17 protein-coding genes and 1 riboswitch are annotated in these 19,099 nt (G+C 62.7%); of the genes, 9 read left to right on the plus strand and 8 right to left on the minus strand.

From position 1 onward, the window contains the following. Positions 1 to 173 precede the first annotated feature (173 nt). From M0D64_RS24655 to M0D64_RS24665, 3 genes are all read left to right on the plus strand, one after another. Entirely contained in the window at positions 174 to 1,373 is a 1,200-nt protein-coding gene (locus M0D64_RS24655; protein ID WP_266259599.1) for an MFS transporter, read from the plus strand. Between the two features lie 235 nt (positions 1,374 to 1,608). Next, positions 1,609 to 1,743: an entericidin A/B family lipoprotein gene (locus M0D64_RS24660; RefSeq protein WP_154559099.1), complete on the plus strand. Its 135-nt coding sequence runs from the start codon at positions 1,609 to 1,611 to the stop codon at positions 1,741 to 1,743. A gap of 253 nt (positions 1,744 to 1,996) precedes the next feature. Further along, positions 1,997 to 4,069 (plus strand): NADPH-dependent 2,4-dienoyl-CoA reductase, encoded by a 2,073-nt coding sequence (locus M0D64_RS24665; RefSeq protein WP_266259601.1) that lies wholly within the window; start codon positions 1,997 to 1,999, stop codon positions 4,067 to 4,069. Positions 4,070 to 4,208: 139 nt separating this feature from the next. On the opposite strand, the gene M0D64_RS24670 is transcribed toward M0D64_RS24665, so the two are convergent. From M0D64_RS24670 to M0D64_RS24695, 6 genes are all read right to left on the minus strand, one after another. Further along, positions 4,209 to 5,138 (minus strand): EamA family transporter, encoded by a 930-nt coding sequence (locus M0D64_RS24670; protein ID WP_154559097.1) that lies wholly within the window; start codon positions 5,136 to 5,138, stop codon positions 4,209 to 4,211. 366 nt (positions 5,139 to 5,504) lie between these two features. Further along, complete coding sequence (locus tag M0D64_RS24675) at positions 5,505 to 5,753, minus strand: pentapeptide MXKDX repeat protein (RefSeq protein ID WP_266259604.1); 249 nt, start codon at positions 5,751 to 5,753, stop codon at positions 5,505 to 5,507. A gap of 128 nt (positions 5,754 to 5,881) precedes the next feature. Beyond that, positions 5,882 to 6,685, minus strand: coding sequence for a molybdopterin-dependent oxidoreductase (locus M0D64_RS24680; RefSeq protein WP_266259606.1), 804 nt, complete (start codon positions 6,683 to 6,685; stop codon positions 5,882 to 5,884). 42 nt (positions 6,686 to 6,727) lie between these two features. Further along, complete coding sequence (locus tag M0D64_RS24685; RefSeq protein WP_266259608.1) at positions 6,728 to 7,366, minus strand: cytochrome b/b6 domain-containing protein; 639 nt, start codon at positions 7,364 to 7,366, stop codon at positions 6,728 to 6,730. A 45-nt stretch (positions 7,367 to 7,411) separates the two neighbouring features. Beyond that, complete coding sequence (locus tag M0D64_RS24690; protein WP_266259610.1) at positions 7,412 to 8,242, minus strand: DUF1223 domain-containing protein; 831 nt, start codon at positions 8,240 to 8,242, stop codon at positions 7,412 to 7,414. Between the two features lie 191 nt (positions 8,243 to 8,433). Further along, positions 8,434 to 8,913, minus strand: a complete 480-nt coding sequence (locus M0D64_RS24695; RefSeq protein ID WP_233464768.1) for a hypothetical protein — start codon at positions 8,911 to 8,913, stop codon at positions 8,434 to 8,436. A gap of 528 nt (positions 8,914 to 9,441) precedes the next feature. Here M0D64_RS24695 and M0D64_RS24700 point away from each other — a divergent pair. The 6 genes from M0D64_RS24700 to M0D64_RS24725 all read left to right on the plus strand — a co-directional run bounded on the left by M0D64_RS24700 (position 9,442) and on the right by M0D64_RS24725 (position 16,715). After that, a complete protein-coding gene (locus tag M0D64_RS24700; RefSeq protein ID WP_266259612.1) occupies positions 9,442 to 9,852 on the plus strand; it encodes a GreA/GreB family elongation factor in 411 nt (136 codons plus the stop codon). A gap of 153 nt (positions 9,853 to 10,005) precedes the next feature. Continuing rightward, positions 10,006 to 10,124: riboswitch (TPP riboswitch) on the plus strand. Positions 10,125 to 10,215: 91 nt separating this feature from the next. Then, positions 10,216 to 12,147 carry a phosphomethylpyrimidine synthase ThiC gene (thiC, locus tag M0D64_RS24705; protein ID WP_266259614.1) on the plus strand — a complete coding sequence of 644 codons (1,932 nt, stop codon included), beginning with the start codon at positions 10,216 to 10,218 and terminating at the stop codon, positions 12,145 to 12,147. Between the two features lie 281 nt (positions 12,148 to 12,428). Next, positions 12,429 to 12,641 (plus strand): glycine zipper 2TM domain-containing protein, encoded by a 213-nt coding sequence (locus M0D64_RS24710; protein ID WP_097389842.1) that lies wholly within the window; start codon positions 12,429 to 12,431, stop codon positions 12,639 to 12,641. A 264-nt stretch (positions 12,642 to 12,905) separates the two neighbouring features. Then, a complete protein-coding gene (locus M0D64_RS24715) occupies positions 12,906 to 13,436 on the plus strand; it encodes a hypothetical protein (protein ID WP_154559091.1) in 531 nt (176 codons plus the stop codon). Positions 13,437 to 13,836: 400 nt separating this feature from the next. After that, complete coding sequence (locus M0D64_RS24720; protein WP_266259616.1) at positions 13,837 to 15,435, plus strand: L-lactate permease; 1,599 nt, start codon at positions 13,837 to 13,839, stop codon at positions 15,433 to 15,435. A 353-nt stretch (positions 15,436 to 15,788) separates the two neighbouring features. Then, entirely contained in the window at positions 15,789 to 16,715 is a 927-nt protein-coding gene (locus tag M0D64_RS24725) for a DMT family transporter (protein ID WP_171927840.1), read from the plus strand. Between the two features lie 581 nt (positions 16,716 to 17,296). Here the strand turns inward: M0D64_RS24725 and M0D64_RS24730 are convergent. Together M0D64_RS24730 and bamC are read right to left on the minus strand one after the other, a co-directional pair. Next, positions 17,297 to 17,452, minus strand: coding sequence for a hypothetical protein (locus M0D64_RS24730; protein WP_166618156.1), 156 nt, complete (start codon positions 17,450 to 17,452; stop codon positions 17,297 to 17,299). 187 nt (positions 17,453 to 17,639) lie between these two features. Then, positions 17,640 to 18,860, minus strand: a complete 1,221-nt coding sequence (gene bamC, locus M0D64_RS24735; protein WP_266259617.1) for an outer membrane protein assembly factor BamC — start codon at positions 18,858 to 18,860, stop codon at positions 17,640 to 17,642. Between the last annotated feature and the right edge of the window lie 239 nt (positions 18,861 to 19,099).

Here is a 19,099-nt window from a genome sequence, read left to right on the forward strand (position 1 = left end):
GATCGGTCACGTAATGGATCGTGTTGCGCGCGCCGATTCTACGAACGAAAACCGAACGACCATCTCATTTTGTCTGCGAGGCCTGCGAGGCCGTCAGCACGATCCTTCCTGCTCCGGTATGATCGGCACGCTTGAGGACCGCGCATGGGCCGGTCCGTCGATAGCCCCCTCTCATGTCCACATCCGACGCTTCCACTCCCGCTTCCGCCGACCGGTCGTTGCGCGGCTTGCTGCTTCTGCTCGCGACGATCGCCGGTGTGGCAGTCGCAAACATCTATTACAACCAGCCGCTGCTCGACAATTTCCGGCAGTCGTTTCCGAATAGCGCGTCGTGGGTTGGCGCGGTACCGGCCGTGACGCAGCTCGGCTACGCAGCCGGGATGCTGCTGTTGGCGCCGCTCGGCGACCGCTTCGATCGACGCCTCCTGATCCTGTTGCAGATCGTGGGCATGTGCGTCGCACTGGTGCTGGCGTCCACGGCACCGACGCTGTCGGTGCTGATCGTCGCGAGTCTCGCGATTGGCGTGCTCTCCACCATCGCGCAACAGGCGGTGCCGTTCGCGGCCGAACTCGCGCCGGCTTCCCAGCGTGGCCATGCCGTTGGCACGGTGATGAGTGGATTGTTGCTGGGGATTTTGCTGGCACGGACTGCGGCGGGCATTGTCGCCGAGTATTTCGGCTGGCGTGCCGTGTTCGGCGCTTCTGTGGTTGCGCTGCTGGTGCTGGCGGCGGTGATCATCATGCGTCTGCCGAAGAGCAAGCCGACGTCGACGCTGCCATACGGCAAGTTGCTGGTCTCGATGTGGCACCTGGTGGTCGAGCATCGCGCGCTGCGTGAAGCCTCGTTGACTGGGGCCGCGATGTTCGCGGCGTTCAGCATTTTCTGGTCGGTGCTGGCGTTGTTGCTGGCAGGTGCGCCTTTTCATCTTGGGCCGCAGGCGGCTGGATTATTCGGGATTGTCGGTGCTGCGGGGGCGATGGCTGCGCCGCTCGCGGGCAAGTTTTCCGACCGACGCGGACCGCGGGCGATCATCACAGCGTCGATTGTGCTGGTGGCGATTTCGTTTGTTGTTTTTGCCTTGTCGGCGAAGAGTATTGCTGGGTTGGTGATCGGCGTGATCATCCTCGATATCGGTGTGCAGGCTGCACAGATTTCCAATCAATCGCGGATTTATGCGTTGAAGCCTGAGGCGCGGAGTCGCGTGAATACGGTTTATATGGTGGCTTATTTTATTGGTGGTGCTGTCGGGTCTGGGGTCGGCGCTGCGGTTTGGCCGGCCTTTGGGTGGGTTGGGGTGAGTGTTGCTGGGGTGGGTTTTGCCGCACTGGCGGCCTGGAATCATTTGAGGCTTGCAGCCACGGTAAAAGGTTAGAGGTTTATTAGTGTTGCCCTGTGCGGGGCGGCACCTCTACGCCGACGACGCAAACGCCGGAGCACGCTTACAATAGAATCGCAGCGCAGTTGATAGCACTGCCGCCGTCTTGTTTAACATGCAATCAGACCGGATCGACTGGAGTAAGTCCCGGTCAGACGAAAGCTGGCCGGGCTAGCGCGTGCCGTAAAACATGAGCACGGCAACCAATGCATTATCGACAGGGAGAACTCTCGTGAATCGACTAATCGCTTTGCTTCTCATTGCAGGGATGACCGCGCTCGCGGGTTGCAACACGATGGCGGGGGTTGGGCAGGATATTTCGAAGGGTGGCAACGCCATCACGAATTCGGCCGATCAAGCCAAGTAAGTCAGCGATAGTCAATTGGCTGCTGGGCGCCTCGCGGCGCCTTGCAATGCAGGATCTCCATAGCCCGTCGCGGGAAATCGCGGCGGGCTTTTTTTTTATAGTCAGACCTATAAACAAAACGGCGATTGGCTTCTGGCACCGGACGAATGGCTTACTGAGCAACGAGTTGCGCGGATTAGAATTTTTCCTCGGCGGGTTGGCACGTTTCGCGGTGTATTGTTCGCGCACAACCCATACTCACACGGTCCCCTGCATGTCTTACCCACACTTACTCGCTGAACTCGACCTCGGCTTCACCCGTTTGCGCAATCGCGTGGTGATGGGTTCGATGCATACCGGCATGGAGGATCGTTTCTGGAATTACCCGAAACTGGCCGCGTATTTCCGTGAGCGCGCGAAAGGCGGCGTCGGCCTGATCGTCACGGGCGGCATCTCGCCGAACCGGCAAGGCTGGCTGCTGCCCTTCGGCGGCACGCTGAACTCGGTATTCGATCTGCGCAATCACCGTTTGCTGACCGAGGCCGTGCATGCCGAAGGCGGCAAGATCGCGTTGCAGATCCTGCATGCGGGCCGCTATGGGTATCAGCCTTTTGTCGTGTCAGCGTCGGCGCTCAAGTCGCCGATCTCGAAGTTCAAACCGCGCGCGCTCACCGAAGCCGGCATCGAGCGGACCGTGCGCGATTATGCACGCTGCGCGCGCCTTGCCCAGCGCGCGGGTTACGACGGCATCGAAATCATGGGCAGCGAAGGCTATCTGCTCAACCAGTTCCTGTGCCCACGCACGAACCGGCGTACCGATCGCTACGGCGGCAGCATCGAGAACCGCATGCGGCTCGCGCGCGAGATTGTCGAGCGCGTACGCGCGGCGTGCGGCGAACGCTTTATCGTGGTGTACCGGCTCTCGCTGATCGATCTGGTCGAAGGCGGCAACACGTGGGAAGAAACCGTGCAGGTCGCCCAGGCACTCGAAGCCGCCGGCGTGACGATGTTCAACAGCGGAATCGGCTGGCACGAAGCGCGAGTGCCGACCATCGTGACCTCGGTGCCGCGTGCTGCATTCGCCGCGTTGAGCGCGCGGTTGAAGGCTGCGGTCAAGGTGCCGGTGATCGTGTCGAACCGCATCAACACGCCCGAGGTCGCCGAAGAACTGCTCGCTCAGGGAGCGGGCGATCTGGTGTCGATGGCAAGACCGCTACTCGCCGACCCGGAGTTCGTGCTGAAGACCGCCGAGGGACGCGCGCACGAAATCAACACCTGTATCGCCTGCAATCAGGCCTGCCTCGATCACACGTTCAAGAACCAGCGCGCAAGTTGCCTCGTGAATCCACGTGCGGGACGCGAGACCGAGCTGGTCTATCGGCCGATCGCAGGCCAGGAGGCCGCGCGCTCGGTGGCGGTAGTCGGCGCGGGTCCGGCGGGACTTTCCGCGGCGAGCGTTGCGGCCTCACGCGGGCACCGCGTGACCTTATTCGATGCGAGCGCAACCATCGGCGGCCAGTTCAATCTGGCGATGCGCGTGCCGGGCAAGGAAGAGTTCAGCGAAACGATCCGCTATTTTCAGAGCCAGTTGGAGCGGCATCGCGTCGACGTGCGGCTCGATACGCGCGTCGATCCTGCCTTGCTCGCGGCAGGCGGTTACGACGATGTGATCATCGCCACTGGCATCGTGCCGCGGAGCCCCGCGATCGCCGGTATTAACGGGCCTAACGTGCTGTCTTACGTGGATGTATTGCGCGGTGCACCGGTGGGACGCCGCGTGGCGGTGATCGGTGCGGGTGGGATCGGCTTCGATGTCAGCGAGTTTTTGCTGCATCGTTCCGGCGATCCTCTGCCCGTGCCACGCGATGCATGGCTCGACGAATGGGGTGTCGACCTTGCGGTTCGGGAACGCGGCGGTTTGAAACCGCCGGCGCCGGCGCAGCCGGTCCGCGAGATCTGGTTGCTGCAGCGTAAGGCGGGCAAGCTCGGCATGGGGCTCGGCAAGACCTCCGGCTGGGTACATCGCGCGACGCTGGCCAGAAACGGCGTGAAGATGCTCGGCGGCGTGTCGTATCAGGAGATCAGCGAGCGCGGTTTGAAGATCGCGCGCGAAGGTGTCGAAGAATGGCTTGAAGTGGACACGATCGTCGTGTGCGCGGGGCAGGAATCGTTGCGCGACCTGCATCCGGAAACGGCGGCACAAACTGCGGACCGGTCAAACGGCTCGGATGGTGCGAATGGCGGGAACGGTCCGCGCTATCACGTGATCGGCGGCGCAAAGGTGGCAACCGAACTCGATGCGAAACGCGCGATTCGCGAAGGTGCTGAGGTGGCGGCTGCGCTCTGAAGTGACGGGGCGCGGAGGTGATCACCAAGCTTTGGAGCAGCGGAGAGCGGAAGTGGTCACCAGGCTTGGGAGCAGCAGAACGCGGAGACCAAGGACCGGCGAGCGGGCGACAGGCAACAGAAGCAAGCCGCTGCCTTCCTCAGGCAAGCCCCTTCTTCCGGTAATCGAACCAGAAAGACAGCCCCACGCTGGCCAGAATCACGATCGTCGCGATGACCGTCGAGCGCGTCACCGGCTCGCCGAGCAACAACGCGCCGAGCGCCACCGCCACCACCGGATTCACGTACATGCAGCTACTGGCGATGATCGGACTCGTATGGCGGATCAGAAAGCCGTACGCGACGTAGGCGGTCATCGTCCCGATCAGCATCAGGTAGACGAAGGCCAGCACCGGCAGAAAATGCACCTCCATCATCCTCTCGCCCGTCACAAGGGCGACCATCGTCGACATCGCGCCGCCGAGGCCAATTTGCAGCGACGTCGAGAGAAACAGGTCCGACGGCAGCTTCAGCCGCCCGGCCAGATGCGCGCCGCCGGCCCAGAAAAGCGCACCGCACAGGATCGCCAGGCTGCCGCCCGCCGATCCCGGTGCACTGTCGCCGTGGCTCAGGATCGCGATACCCACCAGCCCGAGGCCGACTGCGAACCACTCGCCTCTGCCGATCTTGCGCCCCGCCACCGCCGCGATCACTGTTGCGAACAGCGGCACGGTCGCGACCATCACAGCAGCGGTACCGGTGCCCACGGTACGCATGCCGTAGGCCAGCATGCCGCTCGACAGGCCGACCAGCATCGTGCCGACAATACCGGCATTGCGGATTTCACCCACGCTCGGCCAGACCGGATTGCGGCGCGTCGCGAAGATGAAGAGCCCTATCCCGGCAAACAGGTTGCGCAGACCCGAGAGCAGCAAGGGCGGAAACGAACCGAGCGCGACGTGCACGGCCAGATAGGTCGAGCCCCACACGAGATAAACGACGGCGAGCGCGAGCGCGATCTGTCCATTACGGGACTGCGGCAAACGGATCGGGAAACCACGCGAAAAGCGGCTGGGGAGTTGCGGCGCCATACGCTCAACCCGCCCATGCCGCTCGAGGTGCTGCGCCCCCGCTGAAGACCCTGTGACGGGATGGCGGGCACCGCATCGGCGATGCGGTCTGACGGGCGAGGCTGGCGGACATGTCGGTGGAACGGAAGGACGATAGATGGCCAATGGGGCCACAACGCCGCGGAGATCGATGGAAATCGAGCCACGGCTGACACACGCCAAATGTTCGGCGCGCATCGCATTATGCAGTAAGCGCCCACCGCGTCGCCTGAAAGAATCGTAACTTTTTTGCGTACATGCAACAGAAAAGCCGGGGACGTATCCCCGGCATTGGGACCACCTGCAACACCGGCGCTCAAGCTATGCAACCGGCATCGCCGGCAACGCTCAGTTGGCCATGGCTCCTGATGCTTCGTGCTTCATGCCCATCGCGTCGCTGCCCTTTTTCATCTTGTCGTGCTTCTTCGTGTCCTTCTTCATGCTGTCTTTCGACATGGTGTCTTTGGACATCGAATCCTTCGACATCGTGTCCTTGGACATCGCATCGTTGGACATTGCGCCGCTTGCCTGCGCGAACGCGGCACCGCCGCTGGTCAGGAGGGCGACGGCCATTGCTGCGATTGCGAACTTTTTCATGGGATGACTCCGTTTTGTGGTGGATGAATCTGACCCGGCTCCTGGTTTCTACCTTGTGCCGGGGTACTTCCGAAGCTTCTGCCGCCCGGGGTCGCGCGTCCGGCACTGCACGCGCCGACCCGCGCGCGTCAGGAGCCTCCGAACCAGTTGTAGCCCTGGTCGACCCAATAGCCGCCGGGGAACGTGTTGGTGACGAACATCTCGACGATGTGCTTCGGATTCTTGTAGCCGAGCTTGGTCGGCATGCGCAGCTTCATCGGGAAGCCGTATTTCGCGGGCAAGCGTTCGCCGTCGTATTCGAAGGTCAGGAGCGTTTGCGGATGCAGCGCGGTCGGCATGTCGATGCTTTCGTAGTAGTCGTCGGCGCATTTGAAGCCGACGTACTTCGCGCTCGTGTCCGCGCCGATGCGCCGCAGAAAATCGGCAAACGGCGTGCCGCCCCAACGGCCGATCGCGCTCCACCCTTCCACACAGATATGCCGCGTGATCTGCTCGGCATGCGGCAGCGCGTACAACTCGGGCAGGGTCCAGACGCGCTGGCCGGTGACGAGGCCGCTGATTTTCAGCTTGTAGTCGGAGGCGTCGACATCGGGGACGTCGTCGATACCGTAGAACGCGTTGAACGGAAATGGCCGCGTGATTTGCGCTTCCGTGTAGGTCGGCGCGAGTTGCTTCGGATCGAACAGTGCGGCCTGCGCGCGGTCGTTCAGGCGCGACACGGCCGTCAGGAATGCGGTGACCGAATCGTTGTCGGTGAGCGAGCAGCCCGTCAGCATCGACAGGCCGCCGAGCGTCAGAAGCCGCTTGCCGAACAGGCGCCGCGACGGCATCGCGAGTTCGCGCCGTGCGTCGATCAGGATCGATTCGCGGTCGAGCGTGTTGTCAGGCATAGCGGCAAGCTTTCGATCGAGTTTTGTATCAGGCGTGGTCATGATTCGATGTCCTTAGGCTTTGCATATCCGTGGGTCAGCCGCTTAGCGTCCGCGCAGCATCGCCAGCAGCGAGCGCGGCACGAGGGCCACCATCACCAGATGCACGGCGATGAACGCGGCCATCAGTGACATGGCGCAGAAGTGGACGATGCGTGCGTTGTCGTAGCCGCCCATCAGCTCGCGCAGCAGCGGAAACTGCACCGATTTCCAGATCGCGAGGCCCGAGAGTACGAGAACGATCAGATCGCAGACGACAAACAGATAAGCGAATTTCTGCACCGCGTTGTAGACGCGCAGATCGGCGTGCGAGAGCTTGCCGGTCAGCGCGGCGATGAAGTCGTGCAGCACGGCGCGCGGCGAGACCGGCAGGAACTTGCGCACGAAGCGTCCGCTGGCCAGATTCAGCGCGAGATACAGCAGGCCGTTGAAGACCAGCAGCCACATCGCCGCGAAGTGCCATTGCAGCGCGCCGCCGAGCCAGCCGCCGAGCGTGATTCCCGTGGGGAACGTGAAGCCTTTGAAGATCGGCGAGGCGTCATAGATGCGCCAGCCGGACAGCATCATCAGAACGGCCGCGAGTGCGTTGAGCCAATGCGTGACGCGCACCCACACCGGATGAATCGTGCCGCTCTTCGGCGTGGCGGGCGGAGCGGTTTTGCTAAGAGCATGAGGCGTGGCCATGAAAATCTCCGATGAAATGGGGAGCGCTGCGGGGTCGTCGCGCGATCAGTTGCAGGCAGCGAGCTCGCCCACTTGCAACACGTCGCCGGTCGCAGCGTTTTCGACGAAGGCGACGACGCCGAAGTGGTCAGCCGGGGCGTTAGCATCGCCATCGTCGATGCGGATATCGCGGCGGATCTGCGCGTTACCGGCAACCAGCGGCACGGGGCCGATCCATTGCCGCACGACGCGTTCGTGATGCAGCGTTGCGCCGCTGTTTTCCCCTGCTCTGACCTGCGAGTTCAACGCGTTCTGGTAGACCGCGACGTAGGCGTTCAGTGGGGCCGTGGTGTCTGCCGCCTTGCTGGTAAATTGCGCATCGACATTGAAGGCGCCCTTCGCCTGGGGTTTCAGTTCAAGCGCCACGTTCGCCTGCGCCGGTTCGGCGACGACCTGGCCGACGCGGCTCTGGAAACTGTCGCGTTGCGACCAGCTACGCAGTTCGCGGCCCGATACGAAGATTTCGGGCGTGTAGATGGTGTGGCCGCCAGCGAGGTCAGTCAGGGTTTGCTGACGTTCGGTAAAGCGATGTTGCGAGAAGCGGTCGGTCCAGCCGAGACTATTCCAGTAGTCCACGTGCAGCGCCAATGGCACGATGCTTTGGGTTGCACCGCTGTTTTTCCACTGGCCCAGCCAGTTGTCGGCGGGCGGGCAGCTATTGCAGCCTTCGCTGCTGTAGAGCTCCACCAGCGCAACACGATGGGATGGGCTATGCGACGCGCACACGGCGCCAGCCGCGCTTGCAAGGCCACTGGCGGAGAGGGTTGTTAGCGCTACGGCTAGCGCGATTGCGCGCGTGACATACCGATTATCTCGGCGGGTTCGTGCGGTTTGCATGGCGTGCTCCATCAGGATCTGCACGTTTGTCGAACCACGAGACCGCTTATGACAGCCGATTTTGATTTTTTATTTTTGTTCGGGTCGTGCGCCTACGGTCGAGACCGTTCCATGCTGTTTATACCCCGCGGGGCGCGGCGTGTCTGTACGCTTGCGGGCGAACCGCCCCAAAGCGCCCCGCGGAGGGTGCCTCAGTCGTAACTCACGACAACCGTCACCCGGGTATCCTGCCCCGCATTCTTCGGTGCAAGCGACAACACCCCGCCATCGCGGCCAACCCGGTAGTGCCCATCACTGCCCGCGCGAAACACGCGTCCATGGCTGTCGACAAAACGCTCAGTCAGCGCATCACCCAGCGCATTACCATTACGCGCCGTCGCGCCGCTGTTCACCTGAAGCGCGACATCGGCGCCCGTCGCCACGCCCGGCGCGGCGCTAAAGGTCAGCATGACCGCTGAACCCGACTGCTCGAGCCGCGCGCCCCTGGCATCGACACGTGCCCCGGCCGGCGCCGCCGAAATCGCCAGTTGTGGCGCCACGATCGCGCCCGAAAAGCTGATCGTTCCACCATTCGCGGCCACCGCCGACATTGGCGCTGCAACCAGCGCAACCAGCGTTGCCGTCGCCGCGACCGCGCTGAGCCCCCCAAACCGCCCCATTCCCGTTTTCATCAGCACTCTCCTTAAGCCGTCTCAAACCGCATCGCGCCATTGACGCGCTGCCCACCGCCGGTCGCTCGACTGGGCAACGGCCGCCCCTACAGGCGGATTAACGGCAGCGCGGCGACGGCCTTGAATGACCAAGTGCGGTATCGACACGCCGCAGCACGTATCCACGGCACCTGCCGGCGGCAATTAAAGAGACACCCGGCCCGTGCTAACATTCACCTTTCGATTGCGTCGATCAGACTTTTCTTCCGACGCTCCCCCAATACTTTTCGCACTCTGCCGGCTATCCCGATGCGCGTTCCGTTCTCCCGAGCCCTCACCCGCTTGCGCCCCCGCCGCGCAACCGGTTGCGCGCGCGCGGACATCGCGACGCTTCACGCCGGCCAGCCGTCCCGAACGCTCCCGCTTCTCGCCGCCCGGCGCCCGACCTGACGCAATTCCCCTCCATTACCGGGGCCGCGTCGTCGGGCTCCGGGCAAATCTCATCCGCACGCTGTCCCTTTACATGCAGATCGAATTGGAGAACCCGTCATGAAAAAGACGAAAACCTGTTACCTCACCGAACTCGACGTCGCCCGTCTTGAAAAGCACGCGGCCGCGCCCGGCGCCGACGCCAAATTGCAAGACATGCTCGACGACGTCCTGGAACGCGCCGTGATCGTCGAATCGCGCGACATCCCCGCGAACGTCGTCACGATGAATTCGCAAGCCACCCTGGTCGATGAAACCAGCGGCGAGCAGATGACCTGGACGGTGGTCTATCCGCCCAACGCGGACTTCGCACACGGCCGCCTGAACGTGTTTTCGCCGGTTGGCCTTGCGCTGCTCGGCGCCAAACGCGGCGAACGCATCCGCTTCACGCCGCCGAGCGGCACGGAGAAAGTGTTGAAGCTCGAAAAAATCCTGTTCCAGCCCGAAGCTGCCGACGATTTCACGCTGTAAGCCAAAGCCATTCACGATGCAGAACGCTGCGCCGCATCATCCCCGGCAGCCCTATCACAATAAGAATAGTGCGTGGCTGACCGGCGTTATCTCCGACATCTGACTTTTTCAAGACGGGTTGCCAAGCAACGCCCGGGCGGTGTATCGTGTGCGCTGCTAACGCGGGGGTCCTGCGTAGCGCGGAGGTTGGAGGTCCGTGTTGCGTGGGTGAGAAATACCCTTTGAACCTGATCTGGATAATGCCAGCGCAGGGAAGCGTACGGATTTCGCACCTGGTCTACCGTTTCATCCCTCGCGAATTCCGACAACTTCCGTCTCGTCTCCTGCTTAGCGGCCCTACATTGCTTTGCAGAGGAGATACGCATGAACGCCAATCCGAAGTTCCTTTCCGCCGACGCCCACGTCGATGCCGCCGCTGTCGCGCCGCTGCCGAATTCCCGCAAGGTCTACGTGACCGGCTCGCGCCCCGATATCCGCGTGCCGATGCGCGAAATTTCCCAGGCGGATACGCCGGATAGCTTCGGCGGCGAGAAGAATCCGCCGGTCTTCGTCTACGATACGTCGGGCCCCTATTCCGATCCGGAAGCCAAAATCGACATCCGCGCCGGTCTGCCCGCGCTGCGTCAAGCCTGGATCGAAGAGCGCGGCGACACCGAAGCGCTAACGGGCCTGTCGAGCGACTTCAGCCGCGAACGCGCCGCCGATACCACGACCGCCGATCTGCGTTTCAAAGGCCTGCACCGCACGCCGCGCCGCGCCATCGCCGGCAAGAACGTTTCGCAGATGCACTACGCGCGTCAAGGCATCATCACGCCGGAGATGGAATACATCGCGACTCGCGAGAACCAGCAACGCGCCGCGTATCTGGAGACCCTGAAGACGAGCGGTCCGAACGGCGAAAAACTCGCCGCGATGATGGGCCGCCAGCATCCGGGCCAGGCGTTCGGCGCCAGCGCCTTCGGTCCCGACGGACTGAAAGAAATCACCGCGGAATTCGTGCGCGAAGAAGTCGCCCGCGGCCGCGCGATCATCCCGAACAACATCAACCACCCGGAAAGCGAGCCGATGATCATCGGCCGTAACTTCCTCGTGAAGGTGAATGCGAACATCGGCAACTCGGCGGTGACCTCCTCCATCGGCGAAGAAGTCGACAAGATGACCTGGGCGATCCGCTGGGGCGGCGACACGGTGATGGATCTCTCCACCGGCAAGCACATTCACGAAACGCGCGAGTGGATCATCCGCAATTCGCCGGTGCCGATCGGCACGGTGCCGATCTATCAGGCTTTGGAGAAGGTCAACGGCAAGGCTGAAGACCTGACGTGGGAAATCTTCCGCGACACGCTGATCGAACAGGCCGAACAAGGCGTCGACTACTTCACGATTCACGCGGGTGTGCGTCTGCAATACGTGCCGCTGACGGCGAAACGCATGACCGGTATCGTCTCGCGCGGCGGCTCGATCATGGCGAAGTGGTGCCTCGCTCACCACAAGGAAAGCTTCCTGTACGAGCACTTCGAAGACATCTGCGAAATCATGAAGGCGTATGACGTAGCCTTCTCGCTCGGCGACGGCCTGCGTCCCGGCTCGATCTACGATGCCAACGACGAAGCGCAACTCGGCGAGTTGAAGACGCTCGGCGAACTCACGCAGATCGCGTGGAAGCACGACGTGCAGACGATGATCGAAGGCCCGGGCCACGTGCCGATGCAGTTGATCAAGGAAAACATGGACCTGCAACTGGAATGGTGTGACGAAGCGCCGTTCTACACGCTGGGACCGTTGACCACTGATATCGCTCCGGGCTACGACCACATCACCTCGGGCATTGGCGCTGCGATGATCGGCTGGTTCGGCACGGCGATGCTCTGCTACGTCACGCCGAAGGAACACCTTGGGCTGCCGAACAAGGACGACGTCAAGACCGGCATCATCACGTACAAGCTCGCCGCGCACGCCGCCGATCTGGCGAAGGGCCATCCGGGCGCTCAGGTGCGTGACAACGCATTGTCGAAGGCTCGTTTCGAATTCCGTTGGGAAGACCAGTTCAATCTCGGTCTCGACCCGGACAAGGCACGCGAATTCCACGACGAAACCCTGCCGAAGGATTCGGCCAAGGTCGCGCACTTCTGTTCGATGTGCGGCCCTCACTTCTGCTCGATGAAGATCACGCAGGACGTGCGCGAATTCGCCGCGCAACAAGGTCTCTCCGACGACGACGCGCTGAAGAAAGGCATGGAAGTAAAGTCGATCGAGTTCATGAAGAAAGGCGCTGAGATCTATCAGCGGCAGTAAGGTAGGGATCGCGGGCGCATTAGCGCGCGCCCGCCATTTGAACCTTCTGCGTCACGGTATTGCAGCACCGAAGCCCGCCACTGGCGGGCTTTTTGCGTTTCTGCGCGGGCAGGCACGCCGCATGCTGATAGAAGGGAAACATTTGATTACGAAACCGACACCTTGCTGACAACCTCACACATCCGGATACGGGCTGCGGCGATAAGATCAAATGTAAGGACGGGGGTGATTTGTCCACTTCCACGAAGCATTTTCCAAACACAATGAATGGAGTCAGCATCATGAAATCGATTCGTCAACTCGGTACGTTCGCTGCGATCGTCGCGGTTGTCGCAAGTCTTTCCGCGTGTGACAACATGACCACGCGGCAACGCGATACGGTGATCGGCGCGGGTGTAGGCGGTGCCGCAGGCGGGCTGATCGGCGGCAATGCACTGTCGACGATTGGCGGTGCGGCAGCAGGCGGCATCATCGGTAATCAGGTCGGCAAGTAAGCGCAAGCACGCACTGGCGACGCTTTCATGGGAAGCCCGCGCAGGACACAAAATGTATCAACTGCCAACAACGAACTTGCCCGCACCGACGAGCGTGCGGGCACGCAGCGTACGCAACCAGCGCCATGCCGGGTGCTTCGAGAAATGCTTTGCAATGACGTGAAATAAGCCGTTACGGTTTTGCAATCCTGTTGGCGCTGCCGCGGCGTAAGCTCAAGCCACTACGCCCCGGATGGCGGCGTCCGATGTAACCAGGAGCACGTCATGAAGTCCCCCGTCATCAACTCTCTTTGCGCAATCAGCCAGCGGCTGCCGCGCGGCTTGCCCCGTCTTTCCCAAACTGGCATCGCGCTGGCCGGCGTGGCCTGTGTGCTGACGCTGTCCGGCTGTTATTACCCTTACGGCTACTATCCAGGCTACTACCCGTATTACGCTTACGGCACCGTTCCGGCCAATGGCGTCCAGCAGGAAGTCCCCCTCGGGACGGCCGGAGATTCGGCCACCTCGCAACAGCAGCAGGCCGAGGCGCAGGCTCAGGCGGCGCAGCAGGCGCGAGCCAATTCGCAATCCCAGCCGGCCACCTACGCGGTGGCTCAGCCGCCGCCCGTGTACGTTGCCCCCGCTTATCCCGTCTACTATCCGCCGCCGGTCTACCCGGCCTATCCGGCTTATTACGGCTATCCGGGCTGGTATGGCCCGTCGGTTTCGATCGGCGTCGGTTTCGGCTGCTGCTGGGGAGGCCATGGTGGCTGGGGAGGCCATGGTGGCTGGGGTGGCCACGGTCACTGGCACTGAGTCTCGCAGCCGGATCTTGCTGATCTGCTTTGACTATCCCGTGCCCGCGACTGTCAGGCGCGGGACAGACCCATGCCTCACAACTCGCGCAACCCCGCTGCCCGAAAGTCGGCCTACCCGCCAGCACGGGCCATGCCGCACCAGACGGGCCTCACGCGCAGCATGCCGCGACGATCCCGGCACGCAGGACGCGGCGCCCCTTTCTCTCCTTCGCCCGTACTTTCCCTTCTTGACGCGCTCCAATCGGGCCCTATGCTTGGGAAAGCCACACGCAGTACCTGTTTAAATAAGCGACCCGGCACGTCTTCGACGCGCCGCCGGCGCCCATCCGTCCTGCCCGAACGACGCGCCCCGTAGTGCGTAGTCCCGCGTCGAATCGAACAACAAAGAAGGAGACGTGATGTTTCACCAACTACTCACACCCGTCGGCAATTCGCTACCGCTCTCGTTCCTCGTCGCGGCCTTGCCGATCATCGTCGTGTTGCTGTTGCTCGGCTGGGCCCGCCGGCCGGCCTGGCAGGCGTCGCTCGCGGGCTTGATCGTCGGGCTGATCGTGGCGATTTTCGTCTGGCAGTTCCCGATTGGACTCGCGGCCGCTTCGGTCGCCAACGGTGCGGTGTTCGCCTGCTGGCCGGTGATGTGGATCGTGTTCACCGCGATCCTGCTCTACAACATCTCGCAGCGCTCGGGCCGCTTCGCCGCCTTCCGCATGTGGATGATCGATAACCTGCCGAATGACCGCCGCGTCGTGCTGGTGGTGATCGGCTTTTCGTTCGGCGCACTGCTCGAAGGGATTTCCGGCTTCGGCACGCCGGTCGCAATCACCAGCTCGCTGTTGATCCTGCTCGGTTTTCCCACGCTCGAAGCGCTCACCTTCACGCTGATCTTCAACACTGCGCCGGTTGCGTTCGGCGCGCTCGGCGTGCCGATCACGGTGCTGGGAGCGGTCACGCATCTGCCGGCCGATTCGCTCGCCAAGATGGTCGGCCGCCAGTTGCCATTCTTCGCCTTCCTGCTGCCGTTCTATGTGATCGGCGTCTATGCGGGCTTTCGTAACATGCTACGGGTGTGGCCGGTCCTGCTGGTGTCAGGTGCGAGCTTCGCGCTGACACAGTTCGTCGCGTCGAACTACGTGAACTACAGCCTGACCGACGTGTTGTCGTCGATGGTGTCGCTGATTCTCACCATCGCGTTCCTGCGCGTCTGGAAGCCCGCCGCCGATCCGAAGTTCGCGATCAACATCGATCGCGTGGGCGAGGTGCGCGGCAAGATCAGCGGCGGCCAGGGCTGGTATCCGTGGATCATCGTCTCGGCGGTGGTGATCGTCTGGACCATCGCCAAAATCTTCCTGATCGGCGACATCAAGCTACCGTGGCCGGGCCTCGACAAAGCCGTGTTCATCACGCTGTACAACACGCCGTACGGCGCGGTGTGGGACTTCCAGCCGCTCGCGACCGGCACGGCGATTCTGGTGGCCGCCATCATCACGACGTTCGTGACGGGTCTGGGAGCGAGCGAATTCGGCAAGGCCATTGCCGACACGTGGGTCCAGACGCGCATCGCCATTCTGACGGTGGCGACCATCGTCGCGCTCGCCTATCTGATGAACTACTCGGGCCTCACCTACACGCTCGGGCTCGGCGTCGCGTCGGTCGGACCGTTCTTTCCGCTGGTGTCGGCGTTCCTCGGCTGGGTCGCGGTATTCCTGTCCGGCAGCGACACCTCGGGCAACGCGCTGTTCGGCAACCTGCAGGTGGTAGCGGCCCATCAACTGAATCTGAACCCGATCCTGATGGCCGCGACCAATTCGTCGGGCGGCGTGATGGGCAAGATGATCTCGCCGCAAAACATCTCGACCGGCGTGGCGACAACCGACCTCAAAGGCAAGGAAGGCGTCGTGTTCGCCAAGACCTTCAAGCATTCGATTCTGTTGACGGTGATCCTCGGCGTGCTGGTCTGGCTGCAGCAGAACTTCCTGCAGGGGATGATCCCGCACTGAGACGCGCCTGGCCCATCGACGTAATGGCACGCGCCTGCTAATTCCTTGAAGCGGCGGCTTGCGTGATGGGCCAGTATCACTGGTGCGTTGCCGCAATATAATTCACGCTTCACAGGCGCCTACCCCGTCGGGCCTACACCTGAGAACTCACCTCACCGATCTCATCGCAATTTTTCTCACATTAGCGTGAGAATTGCTCGTTTTGCGGTCGGCTCGACCGCGCATACGATAACGACTACCAGACGTCCTCCATCCCCGAATCTTGCCGTTTCATTCCAGCCTGAAACGTTTCGCTCAATCGCGCTGCTACGATGCACAGGCGTCTCGACTCAACCGCGCGCGACGCCACGACAATGAATGCCAAAAACCTGCTGCAACTGCTAATCCTGGCCGCCCTGTGGGGCGCCTCGTTTCTGTTTATCCGCGTCGGCGTGACCGACTTCGGCGTCGCGCCGCTGATGGCGTTGCGCGTCGGCATCGGCGCGGCCTTTCTGGCCGTCGTCCTGATTGCGCGGCGGCCGCTGCGCGAGTCCGCGAAGATCCTGCGCACGCGCGCGTTTCCATTGCTGGTGGTCGGTATCCTGAATTCGGCGGCGCCGTTCTGCCTGTTCGCGTATGCCGAGTTGACGCTGTCGGCGGGCGTAACGTCCGTGATCAATGCGACCACCCCGCTGTGGGGCGCGCTCGTCGGCTTCCTGTGGCTGCGCGACCGCCTGAGCGCGCTGCGCACGCTCGGTCTCGTGATCGGCTTTCTCGGCGTCCTGATGCTGGTGTGGGATCAGATCGCCGCACCGAACGGCTCGGCCGCCACGCCGATGAGCACCGCGCTCGCGGCCGCCGCCGCGCTCGGCGCCACGCTGCTTTACGGCATCGCCGCCAATTACACGAAGCGCCACCTGACCGGCGTCGACGCATTGACCGTCGCGACCGGCACGATGACCGGCGCCACCATCGTGCTGCTGCCGCTCGCCGTGATCTACTGGCCTGCCGCGCCGATCTCGCTGCACGCGTGGGGCGCGGTCATCGCGCTAGGCATCGCGTGTACCGGCGTCGCGTACATGCTGTTCTTCCATCTGATCGCGGTGGCCGGGCCGGCACGCGCGATTACGGTGACCTTCGTGATTCCGATCTTCGGCATTCTGTGGGGTGCCCTGTTTCTCGGCGAAACTGTGTCGCCGGGCATGCTGGAAGGCTGCGGCGTGATTCTCGTCGGCACCGCGCTTGCCACCGGCGTGGTCAAACGTCTGCCGTGGGTCGGGCCGCGTCGCGCCGACACCTGAACGCCGCCTCGCACGATACGTTCGGCGCAGTCCGCTTCCCGCCGCCTGAGGGCCGCGCCGACACAGAAACACCGCCTCGCGTGACGCCTTCAAGGTCGCGGCCTTCCCGTCTTGCACCGCTCGCCGCGTCAGCGGCCTGGCAACCGATTCCGGGCACCCAAAAAAATAGCCCGCACTCCGTTGGAGTGCGGGCGAAACCGTCGCCCTACGAGGATAGGCGACGGGGCCACCGAGGCCGCGCGCCGTGCGCGCAGGCCATCATCGGGCTAAGCACCGGTTCGTTCGCCGGTGCGGAAAGGGTCTGGGAATCGCCGATTGGACACTCGCCGCAAACTCACGTCGGATGTTACGAATCCGGCCCCATGAGTCTTTAAAAGCAGCTTGCGTGCCAGTTATAGCGATTTACAAGAAATTGTTCGCAAATCATTGATTTTTATTACATTATTTTGCGAAGAAAGGATATTGACAGGGTCTGCGGAAGGGGCTTCGCGAGTTACGTCACCGGGGTAACGTCACGTTACATGCGGCCGCACAGGGGCGGCCGCGCGAACTCGCTTCATGCGTTTGAAGCGAGTCGACCATCACCGCACCGGCCATTTCGTGCGTTGCGTGGCCGTATGCCGGACCCGCAAGCCCGTTGGCCGCTGCGTCTCGCGCCGCTCCAGGGCCGCGCCGCAGACAAGCGCCAGGACGAGCAAGCTCGCCGCCCACATCCAGTAAGGAATCACGTCGAACATGGCCATCTCCCCGTTAAGCGTCGCCGGTTCATACCGGTGTTTCAGACGGAAAGCAAAACACGTGCGCGCCGCGATAGCGGTCTACGCCTCACTGCGCCGGCGATAAATTGCGGGCATAAAAAAACCCGCCCGGAATTGCCTTCCGGGCGGGTTTTCAGACAGCGTTCGCTGCTTGCTACACCTTCGTTCAGTGCAACTGGTCGACCATCAGACCCATGATCTGCTTGGCCTGCGAGCTCTGATCGATAGCCCCCTTGTCGTCGACCACCGCAACGCGGGTCTGGTCAGGCGTCACCGCGCGCACGTTCACGAGATACTGCTTGGCGACCTTTTCCTTCTTGCCGTGGAACACCTGACTCCAGAAGCCCTGCTCTGCCGATGTCAGATCTTTCGGATCGACGTAGCGCACGAAGTACAGACCGCGGCTCGCATCGCGATCGTCGACCGTGAAGTTGCTGCGATCGAGCGCGAGGCCCACGCGCAGCCATGCACGGTCATACGGCTCGCTCAGCGTCAGCTCGGTGGACGAGAACTGTGCCGCCGTGGTGTTCGCCGCGTCATCCGGCATGGGCTGTTGCGCCGACAACGCCACGTTTCGCGCCGCCGTGGCCGCAGCCGCCGATTTCGCACCCGCCGTAGCCGCGTTCGGCGCAGTTTGCGCCCCCGCCGGCGAGAGGTCGGCGCTTTGCGTGTTGCGCGAATCGGCCAGCGCCAGCGCTGCCATCAAGCGCTTCAGATATTCCTGTTCGAGGCCCGGATCGTTCGGCTTGGCTTCCCACTTGGTCGACTCGTTGTTCGTGCCGCTGATCGCCTCGCGCATGCCCTTCTGGCTGATGAACACATAGGTACCGCCGTTCGGCGCCGTTTCGAGACGCGTGCGGTACTTGTTGCGCTCAGAACTCACATAGCTGTTGCCCATTGCCTTGGACAACGTATCGCGGATCAGCCCCTCGTTGATCGAAGCGTGCGTTTCGTTCCAGTCCGTTTCCATCACACCCTTGTCGCGCTGGTCGACCACCAGCAGGAAGCCCTGTTCCTGCCAGAAACGGCGGATTGGCGCCCAGGCCTGGTCGGGCGCCTTGTTGTCGATCACAAGCCAGCTTTCCGTGCCGTCGCGCTGGATGTGCATGCCGTTCACCTGCGGCACCACCGTCAGGGTGTTGGCGGCCGGTGCTTGCGCCTGGACCTGCTGGAGCGTGGACAGCGAGGTTTGGCCGCCTTGCGGGGGCAACGAACGCTGATCGGACGTCTCATCGATCATGTTCGGCGGTACGGCAAGTGACACTTGCTTCGATTTCGAGTCGCTTTTGTAGTCGATTTTGGTCGGCGACGAGGTGCCGCAGCCGGCGACCAGACCGCCTGCCATCAGCATTACTGCAAACCGCTTGGTAAGACGAAGATCAGTCATGTTCGGGGAATCCTTCCGCTACGCCACGGCAAGTTTCCGTGGATCAACCCAACATTTTACCGATCCCGGCGAGTCATGTGCAAAAACCCGGGTTTGCCCGTGAATTGAGCAGAGCGCAGACGGCAAATCCCGGGTTGCGTCGAAGCGTCTGGATACCGATGAATCGCTGCGAAGCGCGCCCCTCCATTCGCAGAAAAACGCCCCGCTTCACGGCGGCGACCATGTCCATCAGCGGCAAA

This window comes from Paraburkholderia sp. WS6 (genome assembly GCF_030464835.1).
In the GTDB taxonomy this organism is placed as follows: Bacteria; Pseudomonadota; Gammaproteobacteria; order Burkholderiales; family Burkholderiaceae; genus Paraburkholderia; species Paraburkholderia madseniana.